Below are 24,424 nucleotides of genomic sequence, written 5' to 3'. Positions count from 1 at the left end.
CACACCGGCCGCTATCCGCTCGCAACTCTAGCTGACAGCAACCGACAATAGTCGAAAGGGATTGGGGGCGTTGTGAACTCGGAGTCCGCGGCGGAGCGGGTGGATACCGGTAAGCCGCATCCGGCCCGTCGATACGACTACTGGCTCGGTGGCAAGGACAACTTCCCGGCCGATCGGGAATCGGCGGACGCCGTCGCCGAGGCCTTTCCCACGATCCGGATGGCCGCGGTCGAGAACCGCAATTTCCTGCGCCGGGTGACGCGGTATCTGACCGCCGAGGCCGGGATCCGGCAGTTCCTGGATATCGGCAGCGGCCTGCCCACGGCGGGCAATGTGCACGAGATCGCGCAGGACATCGCCCCCGAATCGCGCATCGTCTACGTGGACAACGACCCCATCGTGCTGGTCCACTCGCGCGATCTGCTCAACAGCTCCCCCGAGGGCGCCACCGCCTACATGGATGCCGACCTCCGCGATCCGCAGCGCATCCTCACCCACCCGGACCTGCTCGCCACCCTGGACATGACACAGCCGGTGGCGCTCATGCTGGTGGCCGTGCTGCATTTCTTCCCCGACGATCAGCAGCCGTTCGATCTGGTCCGGCAGCTGGTCGAGGGCTTGCCGTCCGGCAGTTACCTGGTCATGTCGCACGCGACCAACGACTACATGGACGAGATGGACGTGGCCCGCACCGATGAGGCCAACGAGCGCAGCGGCGTGCCGTTCCAATTGCGTTCCACGGCGGAGTTCGCGCGGTTCTTCACCGGCTGCACCATGGTCGCGCCCGGCATCACATCGGTGACGGCGTGGCGGCCGGAGGAATATCGCCCGCACCCCCGCGCCGAGGCGGTTGCAATGCTCGGCGCGGTGGCGCGCGTTCCCTGATCGGGAACGAGCTTCAGAGCGGGCCGATATCTTTCAGCACGCGCCGGGCCTGTGCGAAAAGCATTCCGACATTGACGGATTTGCGGCAGACGACCACCGCGACCACATCGTCGCGGCTCTCGGTGCGAATGAACAAGTGGGTGAGATTGTCGCTGTTGACGAGAATCTCCTGGAAGTAATGCCGGTCGGTGTGGACGCCGCGGCGTTCCTTCCAGATCTCCTCGATCATCGTCACGGTGCGGCCCTGGAAGAGTTCGAGGGTGGCGGCGGCGAGCAGGTCCAATACTTCCTGCGGATGATTGTCGATGGTTTCGACCGCGAGCAGCATGCCGGTGGCCATATCGATGGCGCCGGCCGCGATGCATTCGGGTACTTCGGAGCGCAGGTATTTCACGAGCGAGTTGATGCGGTCGCTGAGATTTCCGGGCGACGTTCCGGTAGTGGGATTCATTGTGTCCTTTCTGATTTCCGCAGGGGGGCGACGGAAGGAATCTCGGCGGGCGGAGGCTGCGGCGGACGCGGGGGGAGCGCGTCGTTGATGCCGCTGGCTCCGCGCCGCCGGCGCGGCAGTAGTGACCGGACCGTGCCGCCGCGCGAGGGTTCGGACTCGCGCGGCGGCTCGCGCACCACTGGCGCGATCCGGACCAGATCCTGGCCGAGCATCCGGGAGACCTCGACGGTCACCGCATACAGGCTGCGGCACAACAGCATTGCGATATCGCGACAGCTGCGGCGGCCGTTCACCCAGAGCAGGATCTGCTGCCGCTCACCGATGCCCCGACCGCTCAGCAGGGCGCGGCCGGTGTCGGTGAGGATCAGGTGGCTTCGGTGCGGGGAGACTCCGCCGTGGTCGATGGCGCGGAGTCGCCGGTCGGTTTCGAGCAGGAGCCAGCCGGGGTCGATGCCGGGCAGCGGGGCGACCGGTTCCGGTACCTGGTCGTAGCGCTGACAGCCTTCGATCCAGCCCGCGCCGATGGCGAAGGCGCTGTCCAGGGCGGCCATCATGGTGACGACGCGCAATTCCGCGGCGCCGTGCAGGGTGCGGCCGGGGCGCGAAAGCAGTTCTCGCACACCGGGAGCGCCGGGTGATTCGACCATGACGATCAAACCGTCCACCAAATGCACTGTGCCGCCGGGTTCCCCGGTGACGCGCAGTACGCCGGTGCACGAGGTGGCCGCCGCCCGGGCCAATTCACGGACGAATTCCCGGGCGGATTCGCCGGCGAATGCCGGCAATCGCACCAGATCCGCAATGGGCCCAGTCGACATGCTCGAACTCCTGAAATGGCAGACGAATGGCGGCCCCTCGAGCCCGGGCTCGTCACGCGAAAATCATCCTGTCAGCCACCGGATTTTGGAGCAATGAATTCCGCTGAATCGGTTACCTAAGTCCCTACCAGTACCGAGCGGTCTAAAACCGTGGCCGAATTTCCTTGCAGCGGAAGGATTTTCATAAATACCGACAAATCACACATAACTCCTCATTTCCGATGAGGCCGGGCGGGACGGGCCGCGGCGTTCCGGGTTAGCCTGTGCCATGGCGCCGACCGGCGCACCGACCGTTTCCAGGAGGCCGACCCATGCCCGATTCCGCCCTCGACCGCGACTCGATCCTGCAGCGCATCGGCGCGCGCGGCCGGGTCCGCGTGATCGTCGCCGGCGGCGGCACCGGCGGCCACACCTATCCGGCGGTCGCGGCCGCGCGCACGGTGCGCGATCTGGCGGCCGCGGCGGGGGCCGAGGCGGAGATCCTGTGGGTCGGCGTGCCGGACAGTCTGGAGCAGCGGGTCGCGGGCGAAAACGACATCGCCTTCACCGGGATCAAGGCGGGGAAGCTGCGGCGGGATCGCAATCCGCTGAAGATGCTCAATGCCGACAATGCGCGGGACGCGCTGCGGGTGCCGATCAGCGTGCTGGTGGCGCAGGGTGTGGTGCGGCGGTTCCGGCCGGATGCGGTGCTGTGCACCGGCGGGTATGTGTGCGCGCCCATCGGCATGGCCGCGGCGCTGCGGCGCCGGCCGCTGGTCATCCACGAGCAGACCACCGGGCTCGGGAAGGCCAATCTGCTGCTGGCCCGGATGGCCGATCGCATCGCGCTGAGTTCGGACGCCTCGGTGGATCTGCTGCCGGCCAAGGTGCGCGATCGGGCGCTGGTCACCGGCAACCCCATTCGCCCGGCGCTCGCGAACGGCGATCCGGCCGCCGCGGTCAAGGCGCTCGAGTGGGACGGCTACAGCGCGGAACTGCCCACGGTCTATGTCACCGGTGGCGCGCAGGGCGCGGCGCAGATCAATGAACTGGTGCACGAACTGCTGCCGGAATTGCTGCGCGCCGCGAATGTGATTCACCAGTGCGGGCCGCGTTCTTACGATCAGGTCGCGGAGCAGGCCGCGGCACTGCCCGCCGAACTGCGCGGCCGGTATCTGGTGCGCGCCTTCCTCGGCGCCGAGCTGCCCGATGTGCTGGCGCTGGCGGATGTGGTGATATCCCGTTCCGGCGCAGGCACTCTCGCGGAACTGACCACGCTCGGTAAGCCCGCGGTGCTCATCCCCTACCCGCATTCGGCGGGCGGCGAGCAGATTCGCAATGCCCGCATCCTGGCCGAGGCCGATGCGGCTCGCGCACTGGTGGGCGCGGACGCGACTGTGGACAATCTGCGCACCGCGCTGTTCGAACTGCTCACCGAAACAGATACGCGCGCAGCGGTTTCCACCGCGGCGCGCGCCATGGGTCATCCGGATGCGGCGGAGCAGCTCGCGCTGGCCGTGCTGGATCTGGCGGGCAAGCACTCCTGATCACCACATTACCGGCCAACTACGCCTTGTAGGAGTGAGGTTTACGACCTACCGAAATGTCGGAAAACAGGTAGTGTCAGTGGTGTCAGCAAGTTCTCGGCAATCCCGAGAGAGATTGGAGACGCCATGCAAATCCAGGTCTTCGCCGACAAGCACATCGGTGGCGGTGCGCCGCTCATCGAGAAGGCACAGGACGACATCGCCTCGGTCCTGGACAGGTTCTCCGATCAACTCACCCGCGTAGAAGCTCACATCACCGATGTGAACGGCCACAAGGGCGGATCCGAGGACAAGCGCTGCAGCCTGGAAGCACGGCCGAAAGGCCAGCCGCCCGTGGCAACCAATTTCAAGGCCTCTACCGCGGAAGAGGCATATCTCGGCGCCGCGGAGAGCATGGCGCACTTACTCGACAGCCGCTTCGGCAAACTGCACCACGCCAAGGGCGGCGAGTCCATCCGCTATTTACATGCGGATTAAACAACTCTCGTAGCTCGCGGCTCCACCTCCCTGCGCCGGGGCAAGCCCCTGAAACCCCTTCGTTGAGTTGGGAACTCAAGGCAGCAAACCCAAACGGCGGGCCCGCACCACGGCTTCGTGGCGGGTGTGGGCCCCTAGTTTGATCATGGCGCTGCGCAGGTAGCTCTTCACTGTTTCGATACGGAGCGAAAGTCTCACTGCCGCTTCGCCATTGGTGCAGCCCAGGGCCACCTGCGCCAGCACGTCGAGTTCTCGTGGCGCGAGATTCACTGCGCTGTCAGGGGCATTCACGCCGGAGACCACGCGGGCCAGTTTGTCGGAGACCTCGCGCAGGCGGGCCCGGGCGTGGGCGTCCGATACCTCCTGGGTGATGCCGCGCAGTTCGGCGTGCAGATCCCGAAGTTGTTCCGTCGCAATGCTATCCGCGACGGTCAGCAGGTCCGCTCCCAGCGCGGCGTCGCGCGCGGTCTGCAGCCGCACCCGCCGGTCGACCTCGTCGCGAATGGCGAGTTCGACGCTGAGCCGTTTCCCGGCCTCCACCATGGCCTCGGCAATGCGATCCCCGATGGGCGCGCTCTCGCGATTGGCCACGTACAGCACGGCCCGCGCCTGTCCTTCCACCACCACCGGCACCGCCACCACCGCGCGCAGTCCTTCGCCGAGGACGGGTGCGTCGTAGTGGTGGGTGATGGTCGAGGCCGAGCGGTAGTCGGCCACCGAGCGCGGGGTGCCGGTCGCGACGGCGGCGCCGCCGAGGCCGGAGCTGGGTGCGACGGCGAGGCCGCGCATGCCGTTGGTGCGGGTGCCGACGAATTCGCTCAGTACCAGCGTCCCCGCGTGCACTTCGCCGCCGAAGACGACGGGCAGTTTGGAGAGGGCGGCCATCTTGCGCAGTTCGGCCCGCAGTGCGTCGCCGTCACGCGGGCGCAGCAGGCCATCGGGGGACATCGGGTTACCCCTTTCCGGGGGTAGTCGGGATCGAAGTGTGATGTAGATCCTATCCATGTGAGCACACGTACGGGCCGGCTCCGGTCGGCGAGCTATACCTTCGGGGTCTGGAACGCACCGCTGCTCGGCGACACCATCGGCGCGAATCTGGATCGCACGGCGGCCGCGTTCCCGGATCGGGACGCCTTGATCGATTACGGGACCGGGACGCGGTGGACCTATCGCGAGTTCGTGGCGGAGGTGGACGCGCTGGCGCTGGGTCTGCTGGCGGCGGGTATCGGCAAGGACGATCGGGTGGGGATCTGGGCGCCCAATTGCCCGGAGTGGACGCTGACCCAGTACGCGACGGCGAAGATCGGCGCGATCCTGGTGAATATCAATCCGGCCTATCGGTCGCATGAGTTGCGGTATGTGCTGCGGCAGGCCGGAATTCGGCTGCTGGTGTCGGCGCCGGTTTTCAAGACCTCGGATTACGCGGGCATGATCGCGGAGGTGCGGCCGGAGTGCCCGGATCTCGAGCAGGTGGTGCTGCTGAACAGTCCCGAATGGCGGGCCTTGTTCGAGACGGGCCGGCGCGGCGATATCGAACAGCTGGCGCTGGCACAGGCGGGCCTGTCCCCCGACGATCCGATCAATATCCAATACACTTCGGGCACAACGGGTTTCCCGAAGGGCGCCACGCTCAGTCACCACAATATCTTGAACAACGGCTTCTTCGTGGGTGAGCTGTGCGGGTACACCGAGCAGGACCGGATCTGTATTCCGGTCCCCTTTTACCATTGTTTCGGCATGGTCATGGGCAATTTGGCCGCCACCAGTCACGGGGCCGCCATGATCATTCCGGCCCCGGCCTTCGATCCGCGCGCCACGCTGGAAGCCGTTGCCGCGGAACGCTGCACCTCGCTGTATGGTGTGCCGACCATGTTCATCGCCGAGCTGGCCGACCCGGATTTCGAGTCCTATGACCTGTCGTCTCTACGGACCGGGATCATGGCCGGGTCGCCGTGCCCGGTCGAGGTGATGAAGCAGGTTATCGAGCGCATGGGCATGCGCGAGGTGAGCATCTGCTACGGAATGACCGAGACCAGCCCGGTTTCCACGCAGACCCGCGCCGACGACACCCTGGCGCAGCGCACCGCCACGGTCGGCCGCGCCGGGCCGCATATCGAGATCAAGATCGTGGATCCGGTGACCGGCCTGACGGTGCCGCGCGGCGAGCCCGGTGAGCTGTGCACCCGCGGCTATTCGGTGATGCTCGGCTATTGGCAGGAGCCGGCCAAGACGGCGGAGGCCATCGATGCCGCGCGCTGGATGCACACGGGTGACCTGGCCACCATGGACGAGGACGGCTATATCGCCATCACCGGCCGCATCAAGGACATGGTGATCCGCGGCGGCGAGAACATCTATCCGCGGGAGATCGAGGAATTCCTCTACACCCATCCGGACATTCTGGATGCCCAGGTGATCGGGGTGCCGGATGCGAAATACGGTGAAGAGCTGATGGCGTGGATCCGCCTGCGCGAGGGCGCGCCCGAGCTCACCGCCGAGGCCCTGCGCGAGTTCTGCACCGGCAAACTCGCACGTTTCAAGATTCCCCGCTATGTGCATCTAGTGGACGAATTCCCGATGACGGTGACCGGCAAGATCCGCAAGGTCGAGATGCGCGAGCTCGCGGCGCAGTTGCTCGGCCTGCCCGGGGAGGAAGCATGACCAGCAGCAATACCGCCGCCTATCGCGCCGCGCGCGATCAGCTGATCGCGGTCGCCACCGATTACGAGGCCGCGCTGCGCGAGTTCGCCTGGCCGCGGCTGACGGGCCGATTCAACTGGGCCACCGACTGGTTCGATGTGATCGCCCGCGGCAATGACCGCCCGGCGCTGTGGATCGTCGAGGAGGACGGCCGCGAGCAGCGGATCAGCTTCGCCGACATGGCATCCCGTTCGGATCGGGTGGCGACCTGGCTATCCGGGCTGGGTGTCGGCAAGGGTGATCGGGTCGTGCTGATGCTCGGCAATCAGGCCGAGCTATGGGAGTCCATGCTGGCGGTGGCGAAGCTGGGTGCGGTCATCATGCCGACCACCGGCGCGCTGGGCGCTGCGGATCTGACCGACCGGATCGGGCGTGGCGGAGCGCGTTTCGTGATCGCCAATGCCGCGGACACCGCGAAGTTCGACGAGGTGCCGGGCGAGTACACGCGAATAGTGGTGGGCGGGCCGGTTTCCGGCTGGCACGACTATCACGCGGCCGCGGAGGTGGAGTCGGCGGGCCCGTTCCCGGCGGTCACCGAGGTCACCGATCCGCTGCTGGTGTATTTCACTTCCGGCACCACCAGCAGACCGAAGATGGTGGAGCACTCCCAGATCAGTTATCCGGTCGGACATTTGACCACCATGTACTGGATCGGCGGGCGGCCCGGTGACGTGCATCTGGCGATCAGCGCGCCGGGCTGGGCCAAGCACGCGTGGAGTTGCTTCTTCGCGCCGTGGCTGGCCGAGGCCACCATATTCATCTACAACTACACGCGTTTCGACGCCGCGGCGCTGCTGCATCAGCTACGCCGGGCCGAGGTGAACACGTTCTGCGCGCCGCCGACGGTGTGGCGCATGCTGATCCAGGCCGATCTGGGCGCGCGTCCGGCCGGCCTGCGTGAGATCCTCGGCGCCGGTGAGCCGCTCAATCCGGATGTGATCACGCAGGTGGAGAAGGCGTGGGGCCTCACCATCCGGGACGGTTTCGGCCAGACGGAAACCACGCTGCAGGTGGGCAATTCGCCCGGTCAGCCGCTCAAGCCGGGTTCCATGGGCCGGCCCGCGCCGGGCGTGCCGGTGGTGCTGGTGGATCCGATCACCGGGGAGCTCGCCGAGGAGGGCGAGATCTGCCTGGATCTGGCCGCGGCGCCGGTGAATCTGATGACCGGTTATCTCGGCGATCCGGAGCGCAATGCCGCGGTCATGGACGGCGGTTTCTACCACACCGGTGATGTGGCGAGCCGCGACGCGGACGGCTACATCACCTATATCGGCCGGACCGACGACGTGTTCAAGTCCTCGGATTACAAGGTGTCGCCGTTCGAGCTGGAGAGCGTGCTCATCGAGCATCCGGCCGTGGTGGAGGCGGCGGTGGTGCCGCAGCCCGACGCCACCCGGCTCAGCGTGCCCAAGGCGTACGTCTCGCTCGCCGCGGGCTGGGAGCCGGACCACGAAACGGCCCGCGCCATCCTGGAATACGCGCGCGATCACCTGGCCCCGTACCTGCGGGTGCGGCGGCTGGAGTTCGCGGAGCTACCCAAGACCATCTCCGGCAAGATCCGCCGGGTCGACCTACGCCGGCGCGAAGAGCAGGCGCATGCGGCCGGCACCCCCATTCCCACCGAGTACCGCTACGAGGAAGTCATACCCGAAAAACAGCCGTAATCAGCGAGTCCCTACGACCGAACGGAGCCCCAGCGTGGTCCACACCGTGGAAACCGCCACCGCCTACGTCATCGAAGCCCTGGAAGCCAAGGGCACTGCCTCGCACGAGGACTTCGACGTGCCCGGCATCGTCACCGCGACCCACAGTCTCTCGGGGACATGGGATTTTCACGTGGTGGACCGGGGCAGATTCTGGGGTATCGCAGCAACATTCCTGCGGCACTGACGGCCCGGAGAATGCCTGCGCGTTGACGCGGAAGAACGCGCGGGCCGCTCGCCGCGCCGGTCGGGCGAGGTAGCGGGTCTCACACTTCGGCGAATTCCCGGTTTTCCGGCGGGAATTCGCCGCAACATTCTCTTGTGCACACCTCCGACACCGTTCTGATGCCCAGGTTCATCCTGTCTCGCGCGGCCTCGGCGGGGATCGATCCGATCCGCCTGGCGCGCGCGGCCGGGATGCCGTCCTGGCTGCTCGCCGATACCGAGGCCCGCGTCCCCAGCGAGTATTTCCTGCGGTTGTGGGAACTGCTGGAACATGAAGCCGGAGATCCGGATACGACATTGCGGGTGGTCGCCGGCTATCGGGTCGGCGAGTTCGGCCTGGTCGACTATCTGGTCTCCACCGCCGACACGCTCGGCGCCGGGCTCGAGGTGGTGGGTCCCTACGTCGGGACGGCGACCACCAACTATCGCTTCGAGGCCGGCGCGGTGACCGCGGCGGAAGCAAACTTCGAGCTCTACACGATCAATGGGGAAGGGCGGGGCCGCGATCTCGGCGCGCAGGCCGTGCTGGGCGTGCTGATCGCCCGGATCCGGCAGATGACGGGACGGCCCATCGATCCGCTGCGGGTGGCCTTCCGCCAGCCCGCACCGCGCACCCATCAGGCCTTCACCGACTTCTTCGGCTCGGCCCGCATCGATTTCGGCGCCCCGGCGGACGGGATCGCCTTCCGGCCGGACGATTTCGAGCTGCCGCAGGTGACGGCCGATCCCATGCTGGCCCGGGTATTGCGGCGGCATGCGGCCAATATGCCGCCGGCGCCGCCGCGCACCACCGAATGGCCCGATCGGGTGGCCGGGGTGCTGGCCGTGCTGCAGGACCGTGATTCCGAGCCGGCCCTGGATCAGGTGGCGCGCCGGCTCTTCACCAGTCCGCGCACGCTGCAGCGCCGGCTGGCCGAATCCGGCACCACCTGGCGGCTCGAAGTGGATCGCGCCCGCAAACGGCATCTCGAACTGCTGGACGCGGAGCCCGGCCGACTACGAAGCGGAGACGACCATGTCGACGTCGGATAGCGTGCTGTTACCGCGCTTCGTGCTGACCCGGATCCGGGCCGCCGGTCTGGATCCGGTGGAGCTGGCCCGGGCGGCGGGTGTCGGCCATTGGGCGTTGGACGGGCCGCACGCGAGCGTGCCGGGCCGCGTCTATCAACGGCTGTGGGAGTTGTTCGAGCATCGCATCGGCGCGCCGCACGTGGGGTTGCGCGCGGCCGAGCGATATGGGACGGGGGAATTGGGCATGATCGACTATCTGGTCGCCACCGCGCACACCGTCGGCGAGGGGTTCCGGGCCGCGGGGGAATTCGGTGGCCGGCTGAGCGATTCGCGGCAGTTGACGGTGCTGGCGGAGAGCGATCGCGAGACCACCTTCGCGGTGCGAAGTTTCGGTGAGCAGACGCGGGGCGCGGAGCTGGCGGCACAGGCGAGTTTCGCGTTCCTGCTGTCGCGGGTGCGGCACGGCAGCGAGGCGCCGATCGCGGCGGCCCGGGTGTCGTTCCGGCAGGCGCCGCCGCGCCGGCACACGCCGTTCACCGAGTTCTTCGGCACCGCGGCAGTCGATTTCGAGGCCGATGCCAATACCTTGACATTACGGTCGGAGGATTTACGGCGGCCGATGCAGACCGCCGATCCGCGGCTGGCGGCCGTGCTGCAGCGGGGCGCGGACGCCGTGCCGCGGTGTACTCCGCCCGCGCGCGCATGGTCGGATCTGGTTGCGGCCGAGCTGGATTCGGCGGGCACGGGGTGCACCATCGACGAGATGGCCAAGCGACTGCACACCAGTTCGCGTACGCTGCAACGCCGGCTGGCGGCCGCGGGCACCAGCTGGAGCCGGGAGCTCGCGGATGCCCGGCGGCGCACGCAGTCCCAGATTCCCGCACCACTGCACCGGCCCGTTCGGTGATGCACCGGTCGTGAACACTCGATCGGAATCGACCGACAGCATTCTCATGGCGCGCTTCGCGCTGGAGCGCGCGGCCCGGCTGGGCCTGGACCCGGATCGGCTGGCCCGGCTTGCGGGCGTGCCGAATTGGCGGGAGGGCGGTGAGTCCGCCCGGGTATCGCACCGGTACTGCACCCGCGTGTGGGAGCTGATCGAACAGCAGACCGGTAATCCGGATATCGCGCTGCGAGCCGCGGAGGAGAGCACCGTCGGCGAATTCGGGCTGCTGGAGTACCTGTTCCTGTCCGGTGAGACGCTGGGCGGCGCGCTCGACGCGTGCGTACGCCATTCCGGCTGCCTGACAACGAGTTACAGTTTGCGGATTGCCGAGCGGACCGAGCATGAGGTCTGCTATGAGGTAGTCAGCTTCACCGAGGACAGCCGCGGGCGAGAGTTGCTGGTACAGGCCGCATTCGCGCTCATTATCGGCCGGGCGCGGGGCGCCACGCGGTATCCGCTGGCGCCGGTCCGGGTTTCGTTCCGCCAACCGGCCCCGGCGTCGCCGGCCGCCTTCACGGAGCTGTTCGGGGCCGCCGCAATCGATTTCGGGTCGGGCTCGGACAGCATCACCTTGCGGGCAGCGGATCTGGCGCTGCCGATGAAGTCCGCGGATCCGGAGTTGACGGCAATTCTGCTGTCCTACGCGGCAACTCTGCCCGCGACCCCAGAGTCCGAGGTGACGTGGCTGGACCGGTTGGGCGCGGTGCTCGATGCGACGCTGACGGAGGGTTCGGCAACGCTGGAGGTGGTGGCAAGACGGTTGCTGACCTCACCTAGATCGTTGCAACGGCGACTCACCGAGCACGGCACCAGCTGGCGCCGGGAACTCGATCTGGCGCGGCAGCGGAGATTGCGCCGGGCGGAACATCTTCCACGCGCTCAGCAGGCGGAATTCCTCGGTTACGCGGATCCCGCGAGCCTCCGCCGGGCGGTGCACCGATGGCGTGGACGCGACGTTTCCTGAGTGGATCCGACCCCGGATGCACCCCGAAAAGGCACCTACCGTACGGTATTTGGGCAACTCCCCAGCAAGAGTTTGGCGCCCCATCGAGCGAGTTGGCGTTTTCGGAACTCCCCTGCGTCACTCGCCGAAACAAAACTGGACGGAAACGCCAGTGACGCGCCGGCCGCGATGCGCGTCACGGCGTTCAGATGCGTGGCGCGGCCGACGATGTCCGCGGCCACGCATCGCCCCGCACTGCCCGCACGACCTACCCGGCCCGGTACTCGATTGGAGCTCGCACATGCCCCACACAGCAGAAACCGCCACCGCCTTCGTCATCACCGCCGTCGAGGCCAAGGGCACGGCCAGCCGTCACGACTTCGATATTCCGGCGATCGTGACCGCCACGCACAGTCTCACGGAGACCTGGGATTTCCATAAAGTGGACCAGAACATGTTCTGGAACATCGCCGCAACGTTTCTCAAGCACTGAGACGGCCCGGAAAACACTGAAACAGGTTGCAGCAGAAAGTCAGACGCCGTCCACCGCGAGGGTGGCCTCGGCCAGAGTCATTGCCGCGGCACACGGATCCGGTTGCGCGGACCGGTCGCGGTTCTGCACCCACCAGGTGACGGTCCCGGTGTCGGCCACCGTCACCGCGCAGCTGCCCGGATCGCCGGAGGCGTGCCAGTACATCCCCGAGAAGTGCTTCACGACCACACGTTCGATCTGATAACCGGACTGCCCGGCCACCTCGGCCTCGCGGCCCATGGTGTCGTTCTGCAGCCAGGCGTAGGTGACATCGACGGGGGCGCCGGCCGAATTCCGGCCGGTCCAATTGCAGATGGTGGGCCGGCTCTGCTGCTGCAGACCGGTCAGGCCGACGATCTGCGCGATCTTCTGATCCTCGATCGGACCGCACCCGGCCAGCAGATTGGGGTCGACCGACTGCCGCACCGCCGAATCCCCGGAATGCTGCGTGCATCCCGTCAGTGTCGCCATGGTGGCCACGGCGGCCGCGGCCAGCGCCACACCCGTCCAGACTCTGCGCATTACCCCTGCCCCGCCTTCGCCAGGGTCTCCGCGGCCAGCTGCTCGAGCGCCGAACACGGCTGCGGGCGGCCGTTTTCGGAGGTACCCGCCTTGATGGACCAATCGATGAAATCGGTGCCGCCGAAGGGCACGCCCACCTCGCAGGACTGCGCGGAGGTCCAGCTCAGGCCGGAGCGGCCGGCCACCGTCACCGTGGCCGGTGTGCTGTCGGTGATCTGATCGCGGCGCGCGTCGAGTCCGGCGCCACGGAACCAATGGAAGATCACGGTGTAGTCGCCGCTGGCGGCCGACTGCCAGCCGCAGCTGAACGGATTGATCGCCACGCGCTGCAGGCCTGGCACTCCCGTCGCCTGTTCGACGTCGGAGTCGGCGACCCCACCGCAGAGCCCGATGGTGTTCGGGGAGGGCGCGATCGGCCCGGCACTCGTGGTCGTCGGCGCCGCCGCCGGCCGATCCGCATGCCCGCAGCCCGCTACCGCCACCCCGATCAGGGCGATCCCCGCCGCTGCCGATACTGCTCTCACCACGCCGACCAGAGTAGGCGACGTATCGAAGATGCGTCGAAAAGAAGCCTTTTGACTTTTTACGGAGCCTTTACTACGTTGGGCATTGCACCTCGATAGGCGAGGCTCCTGTACGAACACAGGCCACTGATCTGACGACGTCGAGAGACGCCCAAGGTTAGGACAGATTTCCCCGGATTAAGGGGTTATCCAAGGTGGCTTCCGTTCATAGCGATACGTCGTACAGTGCCGAAGCTCTGACGAGAGGGGTGTCTGCCCATCTCATGATCCACGGGCCTTCCTCCCAAGCGTGCTCATCGGAATACACGCATGCGCAATTCCGGAACCACAGCGGAATTTCGCGAGAAAAATTCATCACCGTAGGCGCCACAGTGCCGATCGGTAAATTTGTGCTGCCCTGAATACAATTCGGGCAGCGATCACACGAGGCATAAAAGATGAGAATTCGTATGCTCGCGCTCGCCACCGCCGCGATCACCACCACCGCACTGGCCGGCCATGCCGTCGGCCTGGCCGAGCCGCCGGAACACACCGGACCCGCCGAGGCCGGCACCCCGGCCGCTGCGATCGGCGGGCAGGCGCGGATCGAAGACCGCTCGGTCGTGCTGCACACCGATGCCGGGTCGCTCCAGGTCGACGGGAATCAGCTCCGGATCACCGATTCGAACGGCGTGGCGCTCACGGCGATCCCGCTGACGGTCATCCGGCAGGACACCGTCTTCCCGGTCGACGCGCAGGTGGACGGCACCACCGCGACCCTCACCCCGCGCGCCGACCTGGCCCGGCCCGCCACCGCGGCCGAGCGCACCCGGACGGCGCAACTCGATGCCGAGGCCCGCACCACCGAGCCGATCCTGCTGGCGCAGCACATTTCCGATACCCCCGAGGATCGGATGAACACCGCCATGGCCAATGTGAACAACGAGCTGACCGTCGCGCTCGCGGTGGGCACGCTGCTGGGCGCGATCGTCGGCGGGCCGCTGGGGTGTGTATTCACCGGCGCCCTCGGCACCGCGGCCGCCGGGCCGCTCGGCACGATCGTCGGCTGTCTCGCCGGCGCGGTCGTCGGCGCCGGGATGGGCGTGGTGGTGTTCAACCTGATCATCGGCGTGCCCGCGCTGATCGCGTCGGCCGTCCACTACTACAACGTCATGACCGCCCCGCCCGCACCGGAGGCGAACGACTGATGACTCTCGAACTCGCAATCCCCAACGCCCCCAAGACGGCTCCGGATGTCCCGGTCGTCCGCAACCGGCTGCGCGGGACGGATTATCTGCTGATCGGCGCGGCCGCCGTGCTGATCATCGTGGTGCTCAGGCTCTTCCGCGATATGACGGTGCCCTGGACGCCGGACACCGGGCAGGACACCGTTTCCACCGATCCGTCGAACCTGCCGTACTACGCGGCGCGGACCACGCTGCGCATGTTCCTCGGGCTGCTCGCGTCCATTGTGTTCACGCTGGTCGTGGGGCAGTGGGCGGCACGGTCGCGGCGGGCCGAGAAGGTGCTCGTGCCCATGCTCGACGTGCTGCAGTCGGTGCCGGTGCTGGCGCTGGTGTCGATCACGGTGACCGCGTTCGTGGCCCTGTTCCGCGGCTCCTACCTGGGTGCGGAGGCGGCGTGCATCTTCGCCATCTTCACCGCGCAGGCGTGGAACATGACCTTCGCCTACTACCAGGCGCTGCGCAATATGCCGCGCGAGCTCGACGACGCGGCGCGCATGATGCGGCTGACCCGCTGGCAGCGGCTGTGGCGGCTGGAGGTGCCGACCGCCATGGTGCCGATGATCTGGAACGGGATGATGAGCTTCGGGGGCGCGTGGTTCATGCTCGCCTCGTCCGAGGTGATCACGGTCGCGGGCAATGATCAGGCGCTGCCCGGCATGGGCAGTTTCATCGCCGCCGCCACCGTGGACGCGCAGGTCGGGAATCTCATGCTGGGCGCGGCGGTCATGGTGATCACCATCGCGCTGGTGAACGTGCTGTTCTGGCGGCCGTTCACGGCCTGGTCGGAGCGCTTCCGGGTGGAGAACACCGAAAGCGCGCTGGCGCCACGGAGTCTGGTGCTGGACCTGCTGCGGCGCTCCACGCTGCCGGGCCGGACCGCGCGCCTGCTGCGGCCGGTCGGTGAGGGTCTCGACCGGGTCATGCGGGTGTTCGGGCACAGCACGCGCTCCGCGTACGACGACCGGCGCGACAGCCGCACCGGCGACGCGATCTTCTTCGGGCTGCTGTTCGCGGCGCTGGCCTGGGGCACCTGGACGCTGGCCGCCTACTTCGAAAGGACCGTCGGCTTCGCGGAATTCGGGCCGACCACGCTCATGGGCCTGGCCAGTCTGCTCCGCGTGATGGTGCTGCTGGTGGTATCCACGGTGGTGTGGGTGCCGATCGGCGTGTGGATCGGCATGAATCCGCGGGTGTGCCGGTTCGCGCAGCCGGTGGTGCAGGTGCTGGCCAGTTTCCCGGCGCAGTTCCTGTACATCTTCGTGATCGCCGCGCTCACCTACACGGGTATCTCGCTGAATATCGGCGGCACGGTGCTGATGGCGCTGGGCGCGCAGTGGTACGTGCTGTTCAATGTGATCGCCGCGGCCGGGCAGATCCCCACGGATCTGCGGGAGGCCATGGACGATCTGGGCGTGCAGGGCGTGCAGCGCTGGAAGTCGTTGATACTGCCCGCGATCGCGCCCGGGTATGTGGTCGGCGCCATCACCGCCTTCGGCGGGGCGTGGAACGCGACGCTGGTCGGTGAGGTCGTCGAATCGGGGCACACCCATCTGGAGGCGTTCGGCCTGGGCGCGTACATCACCAATGCCACCGCGGCCGGCGACTTCGCCAAGGTGCTGCTGGGCACCTTCGTCATGAGCGTCGTCACCGTCGCCATCAACCGCCTGGTGTGGCGGCGGCTGCAGGTGAAAGCCGAAAAGCGCTTCGCGCTCGTGTAATTCAGCAATCTTTGTAGGGAGAACAACCATGTCCGCTCCGGTCATCACCGTGGATCGTGTCACCAAGAACTTCACCAACCCCTCCGGCGAGCAACTGCCGGTACTGTCCGATGTCTGCCTGGAGTTGCGAGAGGGGGAAATCGTTGCGCTGCTGGGCAAATCCGGCTCCGGGAAGTCCACGCTGTTGCGGATCATCGCCGGTCTGGTGCGGCCCTCGGCGGGTACCGCGCGGCTGCGCAGCGCCGAGATCACCGAACCGTCCGCCGGTACCGCCATGGTCTTCCAGACCTTCGCGCTGCTGCCCTGGCTGACGGTGCGGGAGAATGTCGAACTCGGGCTGCGCGCACAGGGGATGCCGGCGTACGAGCGCGGTGAACGCGTCACCGACGCCATCGACATGATCGGACTCGACGGTTTCGAGAACGCTTATCCCAAGGAGCTTTCCGGCGGTATGCGGCAGCGGGTCGGCTTCGCGCGTGCCCTGGTGGTGCAACCGGAGGTACTGCTCATGGACGAGCCGTTCTCGGCACTGGACGTGCTCACCGCCGAGAACCTGCGCGGCGAGCTCATGCGCCTGTGGGGCGAGACCGCCTTCCCCACCAAGACCATGCTGATGGTCACCCACAATATCGAGGAAGCCGTGCTGCTGGCGGACCGAATCCTGGTGCTGGACAACAATCCCGGCCGCATCAAGGGTGAGATCCGGATCGGTCTCGAACACCCGCGGGATCCCCGCGGCGCGCACTTCCAGCAGCTGGTGGATCAGGCCTACCGCATGCTCACCGACTCCCCCTTCGACGGTGACCACGCGTCCATCACGCCGACCCCCACCACCCGCCCGCTGCCGGATGCGAGTGTGGACGGCATCGGCGGCATGCTGGATCTGGTGGCCGCCACCGGCGGTCGCGCCGACCTCCCGGACCTGGCCGCCGGACTGCGCTTCGAGCTCGACGACCTCATGCCCTTGGTCGATGCGGCGACCCTGCTCGGCCTGGCCACCGCCGCCGACGGCGATCTCGATCTGACCCTCGACGGCAGGCTCTTCACCGAGGCCGACATCGATACCGCCAAGGCCATTTTCGCGCGCCTGGCCCGCGCGAAGGCCCCACTGGTCGGCGCCATCGATCATGCACTCAACAGCGCCCCGGGCGAACAGGTCCGCGACGGCTTGTTCCTCGATCTGCTACGGCGAGGCTTCACCGAAGACGCAGCGCGGCAACAACTCCGGATCGCCATCGACTGGGGCCGCTACGCGGAGCTGTACGAATACGACGCGGCGGAGCGGCTGTTGACCCGGCACCCGGTGCACGGCTGACCGTCCAGGCGCTGCGGTTCGCCTGCGGCGGTTCAGGGTTCGCGACGGGCCTTGGCACGGCGCTTGCCCTCGTGCATGGCCTGGACGCGGGCGACAGGGATGGTATGGCCCTCGGCGATCAGGTCTTCAGGAAGCGTCTGAGGCGCGGGCATGTGCTCGGCCCAGGGGTCGCGGTCGCCGAGTTCCTTTGCGGCCGTGCGGATTGTGAAGTCGTGCGGGTCGATGGCGGGTAGGTCGGCCCAGCTGACCGGGAACGACACCGTCGCGCCGGGGCGGATACGAGGGCTGTAGGCGGCCACCACGGTGGCGCCGCCTGCCCGCGTCGAATCCAGGAATACCTTGCCGCCGCGGTCTTCCCGGATGAAGGCGGTGGTCGCGAGGGCCGGATCGAGGCGTTCGGCGCGCGCGGCGATGGCACGGGTGGCGGCCGCGGCGTCCTCGAGGTTGATCCCCGGGACGACGGGGACGAAGATGTGCACGCCCTTCGAGCCGCTGGTCTTCACCGCACCGGCGAGGCCGTCGGCGTCCAGCGCCCGGCGGATCAGTTCGGCGGCGTCCACCACCTGACGAAACGGCTGGTCGGGTGCGGGGTCGATATCCAGCACCAGATGGGTGGGACTGCCGGAGTAGTCGGCCAGGCCCTCGGCCAGCAGCAGCGTGACGTGGTATTCCACGGCGCGCTGGTTGCCGAACCAGAGCAGGGTGCGCACGTCGTCGCAGAGTGCGTATGTCACTTCGCGTTTCGAGCTCTCGGCCCAGATCGTCTTGCGCTGCACCCATTCCGGCGTGTACTTGGGCAGGTTCTTCTGCATGAAGGGTTCCTGGCCCGGCCGTACCCGCACCACGGACAGTGGCCGGTCGCGCAGCTGCCGTACCAGCCGCTCCCCCACCGCTTCCAGATAGTCGATGAGGTCACCTTTGGTCGCCTCCGCCCCGTCGAACAGCGGGCTGTCGAGACTGGTCAGCTTCACCCCGGCCCGGGCCCCGGCATCAGTCGGCCCACCAGCTTCGCTCATCGGCCCACCATGCGCCGGATCCCCGGCCGCGTCAACCGTCGCGGCCGGGGGTCGCCGATTCAGGAGCGCTCGTAGAAGCCGTCGATGCGGCCGCGGGCGTGGGCACGGGCGGCGGCGAGCACGTCGCGGGGTTTCGCCTCTTCCGGGCTCTTACCGCCCACTTCGGTGATCGGGGTGGTGAGGGCGAAGAGCTGGAAGGCGTATCGGTGCGGGCCGTGGCCCTTGACCGGGGACGGGCCCATGTACTCGCGGCCCCAGCCCGAGCGCAGCAACCGGACGCCGGCCGGCGCGGCCTCGGCACGCAGTGCGCCGCGCGGCAGTTCGGTGACGGCCGGGTCGAGGAGAGCGACGCAGTGCACGAAGGGTTGTGCGGTCGGGGCGTCGGGATCCTCCACCACCAGGAGCAGCTGGGCGGTGCCGGCCGGCGGGGTGGACCAGGCCAGCGCGGGCGACTCGTCCCGGCCGCCGGCCCGCTTGCCGGCGTGGATCAGGGCCAGTGTGGTCTCGTGGGTGAAGTCGGCGCTGGTGACCTCGATATCGTCGGCGGCCGCCAGGTCCGGCAGGTTCCAGGCCATCTGCGTCTCGCCCGCGCGCCGGTTACGGAGCACCTTGCCGAGCAATGCCATGTGAATCTTCCTGTCTGCGTGTCTTGTTCAGCTGTCGGGAGTCGGTGGTCAGAGCTTGCGGGCGTCGGCCGGGATCAGCAGGGGCTCGGCGAAACGCCAGATCTCCTCGGTCGCATGGAATTCCATCGATACGGCGGCGCCCGGATAGTTGGCCCACTCGCCGGGGATCGGAATGCCGGGCCAGGTGTGGCCGCCGCCGAACACCGTCCAGTCGACGACCCGGGTTCCGCCGGCGCCGGGGCCGGAAGTGTAGCGGCGCGACTGTTCGGTGGTCACCGTCTCGCCGGTCTCGGCGCAGTCGTCGAATGCTCGCCATTGCGCGGCCGATTCCGCCAAACCCAAGGTGCGCCCGCGGAGTTCGCCGTGCGGACCGCGACGGCGCGAGTAGCCGCCCTCGATCGGGACGGTGGGGTCGGAGTCGCCGTTGATGAGCATGGCCGACACGGCGTGGGTGGGCCGCAATCCGGACAGATCGGCGGGCAGGCCGCCCGCGACCGCCGCGAACACCGGCACCCGATCGCTCGCCTCCAGCGCGATGCGGTGAGCCATGAACGCGCCGTTGGAGATTCCCGCTACCAGGGTGCGTTCGGGATCGGTCCCGTAGTGCTCGGCGCAGTGCCCGATCAGCGCGCGCAGGTAGCCCACATCGTCCACGCCCGCCAGGTCGGCGGCGGTGCTGCGGCGGCCGTCGGCCCAGCAGCCGCCCTGCCCGTGCGGATAGACGACGGTGATGCCCCAGCCGGCGGCCCGCTCGGCGAAGCCGCTCCAGTCGGTCGGGTTGGGTTCGTCCAGCTCCGTCTGGTTGCCGTGTAGTACGAGCACGAGCGGTGTGCCCGGACGGTCCGCCGCCCGCACTCCGTAGGTGCGTCGCTGTCCGTCGATCGTCATTTCGCCGGTGATCAAGTTCTCGCCTGCCATCAGCCGGTGCTCCCTCCGCGATACATGCAGTCCAACTGCGCAGTCTTGCTGTACTTTAATGAGTTGTGAGCAATCGGACAAGCGACCCAGCGGATCTCGCCGACGAACTACAGGACGTGGTCGGGGCCCTGGTACGCCGGATGCGGTCGGCCTCGCCGAGCCGGGAGATCTCGTTGACGCAGGTGTCGATCCTGAAGCGGCTGGACCGGGAGGGCACGGCGACCGTGGCCGAGCTGGCCCGCGCCGACAAGATCCGCCATCAGTCGGTCAATGTCGCGGTCGCGGCCCTGATCGAGCGGGGCCTGGTGGACAAGACCGCCGATACCGCCGATCTGCGCCGCAAGCTACTCAGCCTCACCGAGGCCGGTCGCACCCTGCTGGCCGAACGCCGCGAGGCGGGTTCCGGGCATATCGCCGAACTGCTGGCCGATCGGCTGGATCCGGCCGAGCAGCAGCAGGTTTCGGCGGCGCTGACGCTGCTGCGGCGGCTCATCGAATAGCCGGTTCCGGAGGGCATGTCACACTCGGGCGCCGGAGTTCGTCATCCAGGCAATCGCGCATCACCACCCGGTGCGCGCAGCCTCGAAAGGAACGAACTCTCATGAACATCGCCTATCACGTAGTCGGAATCGTCGCCGCCCTGTGGGTCGGATTCTCGGGTTATTCGCTGTTCACCAAGCAGCAGTTCGTGGTGGAACCGCTGCGGGAGTACGGAGTGCCGCAGACCTGGTGGAACCCGCTGGCGCTGGCCAAATCGGCGGGCGCGCTGGGGCTGATCGTCGGCTTCTTCATCCCGGCGATCGGAGTGGCAGCGGCCATCGGCTTGATCCTCTATTTCCTGGGTGCGGCGGCGACCACCATTCGCGCTCACTCGTACAAGACCACGCCGTTCCCGCTGCTGTACCTGGCTCCCGCCGCCGCCACGCTGATTCTCCAACTCGCACGGTGATCGATACGCCCGGGACCGGCGGCATTGTCTACAGTGCCGCCGGTTCTGTCGTTGCTATCCGATCGACCAGCGCGGTAAGGGATTTCGTGGCCGCGGCGCCGCCGGCGAGCTGGGTGAGACCGCTCGCGGTGAGCGCCTCCGACATCGCGGCGCGCGTGGATTGACCTCGGCGCGTGGGGAATACGAGCACACGACGACGGTCGGTGGCATCGACCTTGCGGTGCACCAGATTGTCGGCGATCATCGCGTCGATCAGCCGGGTGAGCGTGGCCGAGTTGAGCAGCGTCGCATCGGCCAGTTGCGACATGGACAGGCCCTCGGCGCCGGTCACCGCATTCAGCACATGCCAGCGGCCGACGGAGGATTCGCCGAGGCAGACGGCGATCGCCCGGTCCAGTTCCTGTGACGCCCGCCGCACGAGTCGGGCCAGATCGTCCAGGGCGGCCAGGGCGGTGCTATCGTCCACAAAAGCACTGTACAGCGCCGTTCGAATCAGTTTCAGTTGCAAGAACTACGGTGGTGGTTCCCCGTGGCGATCCGGGATTATCGCGCTCGTGATCATCGGGCACGGAGCACGGTGGATCTTGCCCTGGTGGTGCCGCTGAGCGGGCCCGCCGGAATGTTCGGCCCCTCGGCGGAGGCGTGTGCCGAGCTCGCGCTGGAGGACATCAATGCGGCGGGCGGCATTCTGGATCGCCGGGTGCGGCTGCATCCGGTCGACGCGGGGCTCCCACTGCCCTTACTGGCCGCGCAGATCGACGAGATGGTCGGCCGGGGGCTCGTGGACGGGGTGGTGGGCTGGCATCTGTCCAACGCGCGCAAGGTGATCACGCCGTATACGGCGGGGCGGGTGCCGTATGTCTACACCACGTTCTATGAGGGTGGCGAGAGTTCCGACGGCGTGTACATGGTGGGGGAAACGCCTGAGCAGCAACTGTTTCCGGCGCTGCGCTGGCTGCGGCGGGAGCAGGGGATCCGCCGGTGGTGCGTGATCGGCAACGATTATGTCTGGCCTCGGGAAACCGCCCGGGCCACAGTGGAATTCACGAAGACCACCGATATCGATGTGGTCGGGTGTTCGTTCGTTCCGCTCGGCGGTCGTGATTTCACCGCGGCGCTCGGCCTCATCGCCGCCTCGCCGGCGCAGGGCGTGCTGTTGTTCATGGTGGGATCGGATTGCGCGGCCTTCAATCGGGCGTTCGCCGCGGCGGGTCTCGATGAGCGTCGCATCCGGTTGAGCATGATGATCGGCGAGGATGTGCTCTACGCGGGCGGCGCCGACAGTGCGCACGGATTGTTCACCGCCTCAGGCTATTTCGAGAGCGTGGTATCCGCGGAGAGCATGGCCTTCGGCAGCCGGTACGAGGCTCGTTTCGGCACACTGGCGCCGGCCTTGAACAATATCGGCGAATCCTGTTACGAGGGTCTGCTGCTGTTCGCCTCGCTGGCCGAGCAGGCCCGCAGCCTGGATCTGCGAGCCATCGAGTCGACCGCGTCCCGGGTCACCTATCACGGTCCGCGCGGTGAGGTGCGGGTGCGCGGCGCGCACACCACCCAGCCGGTCTATGTCGCCGGAGCCGATCTGCTGCGCTTCGATGTGCAGGCCGAGCTGAGCAGCTGACGCCCACTCGCGTACGCGGATCTTGTAACTCCCCCTTAATCCGGCGGTTTCGCCGTCGAGACGCGGGTCGATTTGTATCGTAGGCATCTGAAATATCTTCAAATGAAAATACTTCTGGGTCGTCATCCCAGGTAGCGGAGGTGCCGTGTGCCGTACTACGAGTTCCGCTGCCGCAGCTGCGGCAGTTTCGACAGTCCCCATCCGATGGCGGCGGTCCCCGATGTCTCCCCCTGCCCGGTGTGCGCCGATCCCGCGCCGCGGCGCATGACGGGTGGCGCGCTGCTGCACACCGGTTCGACCGCGAGCCGGCTGCTCGACGCCACCGCGCGGACCGCCGAGCAGCCGGCCGTGGTGACCGCGCCACCGGCCCGGACCACCACCCGGATCTCCCGGAATCCACTGCACCGCAAGCTCCCCCGTCCCTGATATCCCGCGTACCCGCTCCCCGAGGAGGCACCGATGCCCGAGCTGATCTTCCCGCTCGATTCCACCAAGAAGTTCGCCGATCAGAAGTTCGTGGGCCACAATCGCTGGCATCCGGACATTCCGGCGGTCGCGACCGTCGCGCCGGGCACCGAGTTCCGGGTGCATGTGCGGGAATGGTTCGACGGCGCGATCCGCAATGACGATTCCGCCGAGGATGTGCGCGATGCGCCGCTCACCACCGTGCACTGCCTGTCCGGGCCCTTCGCGGTCGAGGGCGCCGAGCCGGGTGACCTGCTGATCGTCGACATTCTCGATATCGGGCCGATCCCGCAGGAGGATTCGGGTCCGCTGGCGGGTCAGGGCTGGGGTTACACCGGCATCTTCCCCACCGACAATGGCGGCGGCTTCCTGACCGAGCACTTTCCGGATGCGTACAAGGCGATCTGGGATTTCAGCGGCCACACCACCACGTCCCGGCATGTGCCGCGGGTGAAGTTCACCGGCATCATGCATCCCGGGCTCATGGGCACCGCGCCATCGGCCGGGCTGCTCGGCACTTGGAATACGCGAGAAGCCGCACTGATCGCCACCGATCCCGAGCGGGTGCCGCCGCTGGCGCTGCCGCCCGAACCGCGCGATGCGATTCTGGGTGGGCTCGTCGGCTCCGACTACGAGCGCGCCGCCGCCGAGGCCGCTCGCACTGCCCCGCCGCGCGAGAACGGCGGTAATCAGGACATCAAGAATCTGACGCGCGGCAGCCGGGTCTTCTATCCCGTGTTCGTGCCCGGCGCGAATCTATCCGTGGGCGATCTGCACTTCTCGCAGGGTGATGGTGAGATAACCTTCTGCGGCGCAATCGAAATGGGCGGATTCATCGACCTGCGAGTGGATCTGATCAAGAAGGGCATGGAACTCTACGGCGTCACCGAGAACGCCATCTTCCAGCCGGGCAACGAGGGTCCGGTCTACACGGAATTCCTGGCGTTCTCCGGTACCTCGGTCACCCTCGATGGTGAACAGCGGTACCTGGATTCGCAATTGGCGTTCGAGCGCGCCTGCCTGCACGCCATCGACTACTTGACGAAGTTCGGTTACAGCCGTGAGCAGGCGTATCTGCTGCTGGGCGCCGCGCCTATCGAGGGACGGTTCTCGGGCGTGGTCGATATCCCGAATTCCTGCGCCACCGTCTACATCCCGACCGCCATCTTCGATTTCCCGATCGCGCCGGCCGCGGGTGGCCCGATCCGCATCGATCCCGGTATCGGAGCGCCGCGGGCCACGCGCTGATACTGCGGTATGAGGTGCGCATACTCCGGTGTGATGTGCGCACCGATCGCCGGGCCGCA

27 protein-coding genes and 1 riboswitch are annotated in these 24,424 nt (G+C 67.5%); of the genes, 18 read left to right on the top strand and 9 right to left on the bottom strand.

The window, feature by feature from the left end:
• Nucleotides 1-72 precede the first annotated feature (72 nt).
• Nucleotides 73-885, top strand: a complete 813-nt coding sequence (locus tag ACH438_RS23780; protein ID WP_397008713.1) for an SAM-dependent methyltransferase — start codon at nucleotides 73-75, stop codon at nucleotides 883-885.
• A 13-nt stretch (nucleotides 886-898) separates the two neighbouring features.
• Here ACH438_RS23780 and ACH438_RS23775 read toward each other — a convergent pair whose 3' ends face one another.
• Both ACH438_RS23775 and ACH438_RS23770 read right to left on the bottom strand, forming a co-directional pair.
• The gene (locus ACH438_RS23775; RefSeq protein ID WP_397008711.1) at nucleotides 899-1,336 is read right to left on the bottom strand and encodes a hypothetical protein; all 438 of its coding nucleotides are present in this window, start codon (nucleotides 1,334-1,336) and stop codon (nucleotides 899-901) included.
• Nucleotides 1,333-2,154, bottom strand: coding sequence for a hypothetical protein (locus tag ACH438_RS23770; RefSeq protein WP_397008709.1), 822 nt, complete (start codon nucleotides 2,152-2,154; stop codon nucleotides 1,333-1,335). Before ACH438_RS23770 ends, ACH438_RS23775 begins: the two co-directional genes overlap by 4 nt.
• Nucleotides 2,155-2,465: 311 nt before the next feature.
• Here ACH438_RS23770 and ACH438_RS23765 point away from each other — a divergent pair, with 311 nt between their 5' ends.
• Nucleotides 2,466-3,680, top strand: a complete 1,215-nt coding sequence (locus tag ACH438_RS23765) for a UDP-N-acetylglucosamine--N-acetylmuramyl-(pentapeptide) pyrophosphoryl-undecaprenol N-acetylglucosamine transferase (RefSeq protein WP_397008707.1) — start codon at nucleotides 2,466-2,468, stop codon at nucleotides 3,678-3,680.
• A 126-nt stretch (nucleotides 3,681-3,806) separates the two neighbouring features.
• Nucleotides 3,807-4,157, top strand: a complete 351-nt coding sequence (locus ACH438_RS23760; protein WP_397008705.1) for a ribosomal subunit interface protein — start codon at nucleotides 3,807-3,809, stop codon at nucleotides 4,155-4,157.
• 75 nt (nucleotides 4,158-4,232) lie between these two features.
• Here ACH438_RS23760 and ACH438_RS23755 read toward each other — a convergent pair whose 3' ends face one another.
• Nucleotides 4,233-5,105 (bottom strand): response regulator transcription factor, encoded by an 873-nt coding sequence (locus ACH438_RS23755; RefSeq protein ID WP_397008703.1) that lies wholly within the window; start codon nucleotides 5,103-5,105, stop codon nucleotides 4,233-4,235.
• A 57-nt stretch (nucleotides 5,106-5,162) separates the two neighbouring features.
• Here ACH438_RS23755 and ACH438_RS23750 point away from each other — a divergent pair, with 57 nt between their 5' ends.
• The 7 genes from ACH438_RS23750 (at nucleotide 5,163) to ACH438_RS23720 (ending at nucleotide 12,178) form a co-directional block, all read left to right on the top strand.
• A complete protein-coding gene (locus ACH438_RS23750; protein WP_397008701.1) occupies nucleotides 5,163-6,818 on the top strand; it encodes an AMP-binding protein in 1,656 nt (551 codons plus the stop codon).
• A complete protein-coding gene (locus ACH438_RS23745; RefSeq protein ID WP_397008699.1) occupies nucleotides 6,815-8,521 on the top strand; it encodes an AMP-binding protein in 1,707 nt (568 codons plus the stop codon). The genes ACH438_RS23750 and ACH438_RS23745 overlap by 4 nt, the downstream gene beginning before the upstream one ends.
• Nucleotides 8,522-8,555: 34 nt before the next feature.
• Complete coding sequence (locus ACH438_RS23740; RefSeq protein WP_397008697.1) at nucleotides 8,556-8,747, top strand: hypothetical protein; 192 nt, start codon at nucleotides 8,556-8,558, stop codon at nucleotides 8,745-8,747.
• Between the two features lie 158 nt (nucleotides 8,748-8,905).
• Nucleotides 8,906-9,817 carry an AraC family transcriptional regulator ligand-binding domain-containing protein gene (locus ACH438_RS23735; RefSeq protein WP_397008695.1) on the top strand — a complete coding sequence of 304 codons (912 nt, stop codon included), beginning with the start codon at nucleotides 8,906-8,908 and terminating at the stop codon, nucleotides 9,815-9,817.
• Nucleotides 9,801-10,703: an AraC family transcriptional regulator ligand-binding domain-containing protein gene (locus ACH438_RS23730; RefSeq protein WP_397008693.1), complete on the top strand. Its 903-nt coding sequence runs from the start codon at nucleotides 9,801-9,803 to the stop codon at nucleotides 10,701-10,703. The genes ACH438_RS23735 and ACH438_RS23730 overlap by 17 nt, the downstream gene beginning before the upstream one ends.
• A gap of 10 nt (nucleotides 10,704-10,713) precedes the next feature.
• Nucleotides 10,714-11,706, top strand: coding sequence for an AraC family transcriptional regulator ligand-binding domain-containing protein (locus ACH438_RS23725; RefSeq protein ID WP_397008691.1), 993 nt, complete (start codon nucleotides 10,714-10,716; stop codon nucleotides 11,704-11,706).
• Between the two features lie 280 nt (nucleotides 11,707-11,986).
• A complete protein-coding gene (locus ACH438_RS23720) occupies nucleotides 11,987-12,178 on the top strand; it encodes a hypothetical protein (protein ID WP_397008689.1) in 192 nt (63 codons plus the stop codon).
• Nucleotides 12,179-12,217: 39 nt separating this feature from the next.
• Here the strand turns inward: ACH438_RS23720 and ACH438_RS23715 are convergent, their stop codons facing one another.
• Nucleotides 12,218-12,739 carry a DUF3558 domain-containing protein gene (locus tag ACH438_RS23715; protein ID WP_397008687.1) on the bottom strand — a complete coding sequence of 174 codons (522 nt, stop codon included), beginning with the start codon at nucleotides 12,737-12,739 and terminating at the stop codon, nucleotides 12,218-12,220.
• Nucleotides 12,739-13,266 carry a DUF3558 domain-containing protein gene (locus tag ACH438_RS23710; RefSeq protein WP_397008685.1) on the bottom strand — a complete coding sequence of 176 codons (528 nt, stop codon included), beginning with the start codon at nucleotides 13,264-13,266 and terminating at the stop codon, nucleotides 12,739-12,741. Before ACH438_RS23710 ends, ACH438_RS23715 begins: the two co-directional genes overlap by 1 nt.
• An 81-nt stretch (nucleotides 13,267-13,347) precedes the next feature.
• Nucleotides 13,348-13,518: riboswitch (M-box (ykoK) riboswitch) on the top strand.
• A gap of 182 nt (nucleotides 13,519-13,700) precedes the next feature.
• Here ACH438_RS23710 and ACH438_RS23705 point away from each other — a divergent pair.
• Genes ACH438_RS23705 through ACH438_RS23695 form a run of 3 tightly spaced genes read left to right on the top strand, consistent with a single transcriptional unit; the run spans nucleotide 13,701 to nucleotide 17,522 of the window.
• Nucleotides 13,701-14,450 carry a hypothetical protein gene (locus tag ACH438_RS23705; RefSeq protein ID WP_397008683.1) on the top strand — a complete coding sequence of 250 codons (750 nt, stop codon included), beginning with the start codon at nucleotides 13,701-13,703 and terminating at the stop codon, nucleotides 14,448-14,450.
• On the top strand, nucleotides 14,450-16,207 hold the full coding sequence (locus ACH438_RS23700; protein ID WP_397008681.1) for an ABC transporter permease: 1,758 nt from the start codon (nucleotides 14,450-14,452) through the stop codon (nucleotides 16,205-16,207). The genes ACH438_RS23705 and ACH438_RS23700 overlap by 1 nt, the downstream gene beginning before the upstream one ends.
• 28 nt (nucleotides 16,208-16,235) lie before the next feature.
• On the top strand, nucleotides 16,236-17,522 hold the full coding sequence (locus tag ACH438_RS23695; RefSeq protein ID WP_397008679.1) for a nitrate/sulfonate/bicarbonate ABC transporter ATP-binding protein: 1,287 nt from the start codon (nucleotides 16,236-16,238) through the stop codon (nucleotides 17,520-17,522).
• A 32-nt stretch (nucleotides 17,523-17,554) separates the two neighbouring features.
• On the opposite strand, the gene ACH438_RS23690 is transcribed toward ACH438_RS23695, so the two are convergent.
• The 3 genes from ACH438_RS23690 to ACH438_RS23680 are packed head-to-tail and all read right to left on the bottom strand — an operon-like array spanning nucleotide 17,555 to nucleotide 20,082.
• Nucleotides 17,555-18,538, bottom strand: a complete 984-nt coding sequence (locus tag ACH438_RS23690; protein ID WP_397008677.1) for a DNA polymerase domain-containing protein — start codon at nucleotides 18,536-18,538, stop codon at nucleotides 17,555-17,557.
• 59 nt (nucleotides 18,539-18,597) lie between these two features.
• Nucleotides 18,598-19,164, bottom strand: a complete 567-nt coding sequence (locus tag ACH438_RS23685) for a YbhB/YbcL family Raf kinase inhibitor-like protein (protein WP_397008675.1) — start codon at nucleotides 19,162-19,164, stop codon at nucleotides 18,598-18,600.
• A gap of 48 nt (nucleotides 19,165-19,212) precedes the next feature.
• A complete protein-coding gene (locus tag ACH438_RS23680) occupies nucleotides 19,213-20,082 on the bottom strand; it encodes an alpha/beta hydrolase family esterase (RefSeq protein ID WP_397008673.1) in 870 nt (289 codons plus the stop codon).
• Nucleotides 20,083-20,147: 65 nt separating this feature from the next.
• Here ACH438_RS23680 and ACH438_RS23675 point away from each other — a divergent pair, with 65 nt between their 5' ends.
• Nucleotides 20,148-20,582 (top strand): MarR family winged helix-turn-helix transcriptional regulator, encoded by a 435-nt coding sequence (locus tag ACH438_RS23675; protein WP_397008671.1) that lies wholly within the window; start codon nucleotides 20,148-20,150, stop codon nucleotides 20,580-20,582.
• A gap of 101 nt (nucleotides 20,583-20,683) precedes the next feature.
• Nucleotides 20,684-21,031 (top strand): DoxX family protein, encoded by a 348-nt coding sequence (locus ACH438_RS23670; RefSeq protein ID WP_397008669.1) that lies wholly within the window; start codon nucleotides 20,684-20,686, stop codon nucleotides 21,029-21,031.
• A 28-nt stretch (nucleotides 21,032-21,059) separates the two neighbouring features.
• Here the strand turns inward: ACH438_RS23670 and ACH438_RS23665 are convergent, their stop codons facing one another.
• The gene (locus ACH438_RS23665; protein ID WP_397008667.1) at nucleotides 21,060-21,497 is read right to left on the bottom strand and encodes a MarR family winged helix-turn-helix transcriptional regulator; all 438 of its coding nucleotides are present in this window, start codon (nucleotides 21,495-21,497) and stop codon (nucleotides 21,060-21,062) included.
• Between the two features lie 111 nt (nucleotides 21,498-21,608).
• Between ACH438_RS23665 and ACH438_RS23660 the strand changes: the two genes are divergently transcribed.
• From ACH438_RS23660 to fmdA, 3 genes are all read left to right on the top strand, one after another.
• Entirely contained in the window at nucleotides 21,609-22,652 is a 1,044-nt protein-coding gene (locus tag ACH438_RS23660; RefSeq protein WP_397008665.1) for a substrate-binding domain-containing protein, read from the top strand.
• A gap of 147 nt (nucleotides 22,653-22,799) precedes the next feature.
• Nucleotides 22,800-23,078: an FmdB family zinc ribbon protein gene (locus tag ACH438_RS23655; protein WP_397008663.1), complete on the top strand. Its 279-nt coding sequence runs from the start codon at nucleotides 22,800-22,802 to the stop codon at nucleotides 23,076-23,078.
• A 33-nt stretch (nucleotides 23,079-23,111) separates the two neighbouring features.
• Complete coding sequence (gene fmdA, locus ACH438_RS23650) at nucleotides 23,112-24,365, top strand: formamidase (protein WP_397008661.1); 1,254 nt, start codon at nucleotides 23,112-23,114, stop codon at nucleotides 24,363-24,365.
• The last annotated feature ends 59 nt before the right edge of the window (nucleotides 24,366-24,424 follow it).

It is taken from the genome of Nocardia sp. NPDC020380, from assembly GCF_044386975.1.
Lineage (GTDB): Bacteria > Actinomycetota > Actinomycetes > Mycobacteriales > Mycobacteriaceae > Nocardia.
This window is presented reverse-complemented; position numbering and strand designations above follow the sequence as displayed.

Excerpts from the sequence above, each read along its gene's own strand:
- ACH438_RS23690 (WP_397008677.1), bottom strand. The coding sequence starts at position 18,538 with ATGAGCGAAGCTGGTGGGCCGACTGATGCCGGGGCCCGGGCCGGGGTG.
- ACH438_RS23735 (WP_397008695.1), top strand. The coding sequence starts at position 8,906 with ATGCCCAGGTTCATCCTGTCTCGCGCGGCCTCGGCGGGGATCGATCCG.
- ACH438_RS23680 (WP_397008673.1), bottom strand. The coding sequence starts at position 20,082 with ATGGCAGGCGAGAACTTGATCACCGGCGAAATGACGATCGACGGACAG.
- ACH438_RS23695 (WP_397008679.1), top strand. The coding sequence starts at position 16,236 with ATGTCCGCTCCGGTCATCACCGTGGATCGTGTCACCAAGAACTTCACC.
- ACH438_RS23720 (WP_397008689.1), top strand. The coding sequence starts at position 11,987 with ATGCCCCACACAGCAGAAACCGCCACCGCCTTCGTCATCACCGCCGTC.
- ACH438_RS23745 (WP_397008699.1), top strand. The coding sequence starts at position 6,815 with ATGACCAGCAGCAATACCGCCGCCTATCGCGCCGCGCGCGATCAGCTG.
- ACH438_RS23765 (WP_397008707.1), top strand. The coding sequence starts at position 2,466 with ATGCCCGATTCCGCCCTCGACCGCGACTCGATCCTGCAGCGCATCGGC.
- ACH438_RS23770 (WP_397008709.1), bottom strand. The coding sequence starts at position 2,154 with ATGTCGACTGGGCCCATTGCGGATCTGGTGCGATTGCCGGCATTCGCC.
- ACH438_RS23730 (WP_397008693.1), top strand. The coding sequence starts at position 9,801 with ATGTCGACGTCGGATAGCGTGCTGTTACCGCGCTTCGTGCTGACCCGG.
- ACH438_RS23700 (WP_397008681.1), top strand. The coding sequence starts at position 14,450 with ATGACTCTCGAACTCGCAATCCCCAACGCCCCCAAGACGGCTCCGGAT.
- ACH438_RS23760 (WP_397008705.1), top strand. The coding sequence starts at position 3,807 with ATGCAAATCCAGGTCTTCGCCGACAAGCACATCGGTGGCGGTGCGCCG.
- ACH438_RS23715 (WP_397008687.1), bottom strand. The coding sequence starts at position 12,739 with ATGCGCAGAGTCTGGACGGGTGTGGCGCTGGCCGCGGCCGCCGTGGCC.
- ACH438_RS23775 (WP_397008711.1), bottom strand. The coding sequence starts at position 1,336 with ATGAATCCCACTACCGGAACGTCGCCCGGAAATCTCAGCGACCGCATC.
- ACH438_RS23670 (WP_397008669.1), top strand. The coding sequence starts at position 20,684 with ATGAACATCGCCTATCACGTAGTCGGAATCGTCGCCGCCCTGTGGGTC.
- ACH438_RS23705 (WP_397008683.1), top strand. The coding sequence starts at position 13,701 with ATGAGAATTCGTATGCTCGCGCTCGCCACCGCCGCGATCACCACCACC.
- ACH438_RS23755 (WP_397008703.1), bottom strand. The coding sequence starts at position 5,105 with ATGTCCCCCGATGGCCTGCTGCGCCCGCGTGACGGCGACGCACTGCGG.
- fmdA (WP_397008661.1), top strand. The coding sequence starts at position 23,112 with ATGCCCGAGCTGATCTTCCCGCTCGATTCCACCAAGAAGTTCGCCGAT.
- ACH438_RS23685 (WP_397008675.1), bottom strand. The coding sequence starts at position 19,164 with ATGGCATTGCTCGGCAAGGTGCTCCGTAACCGGCGCGCGGGCGAGACG.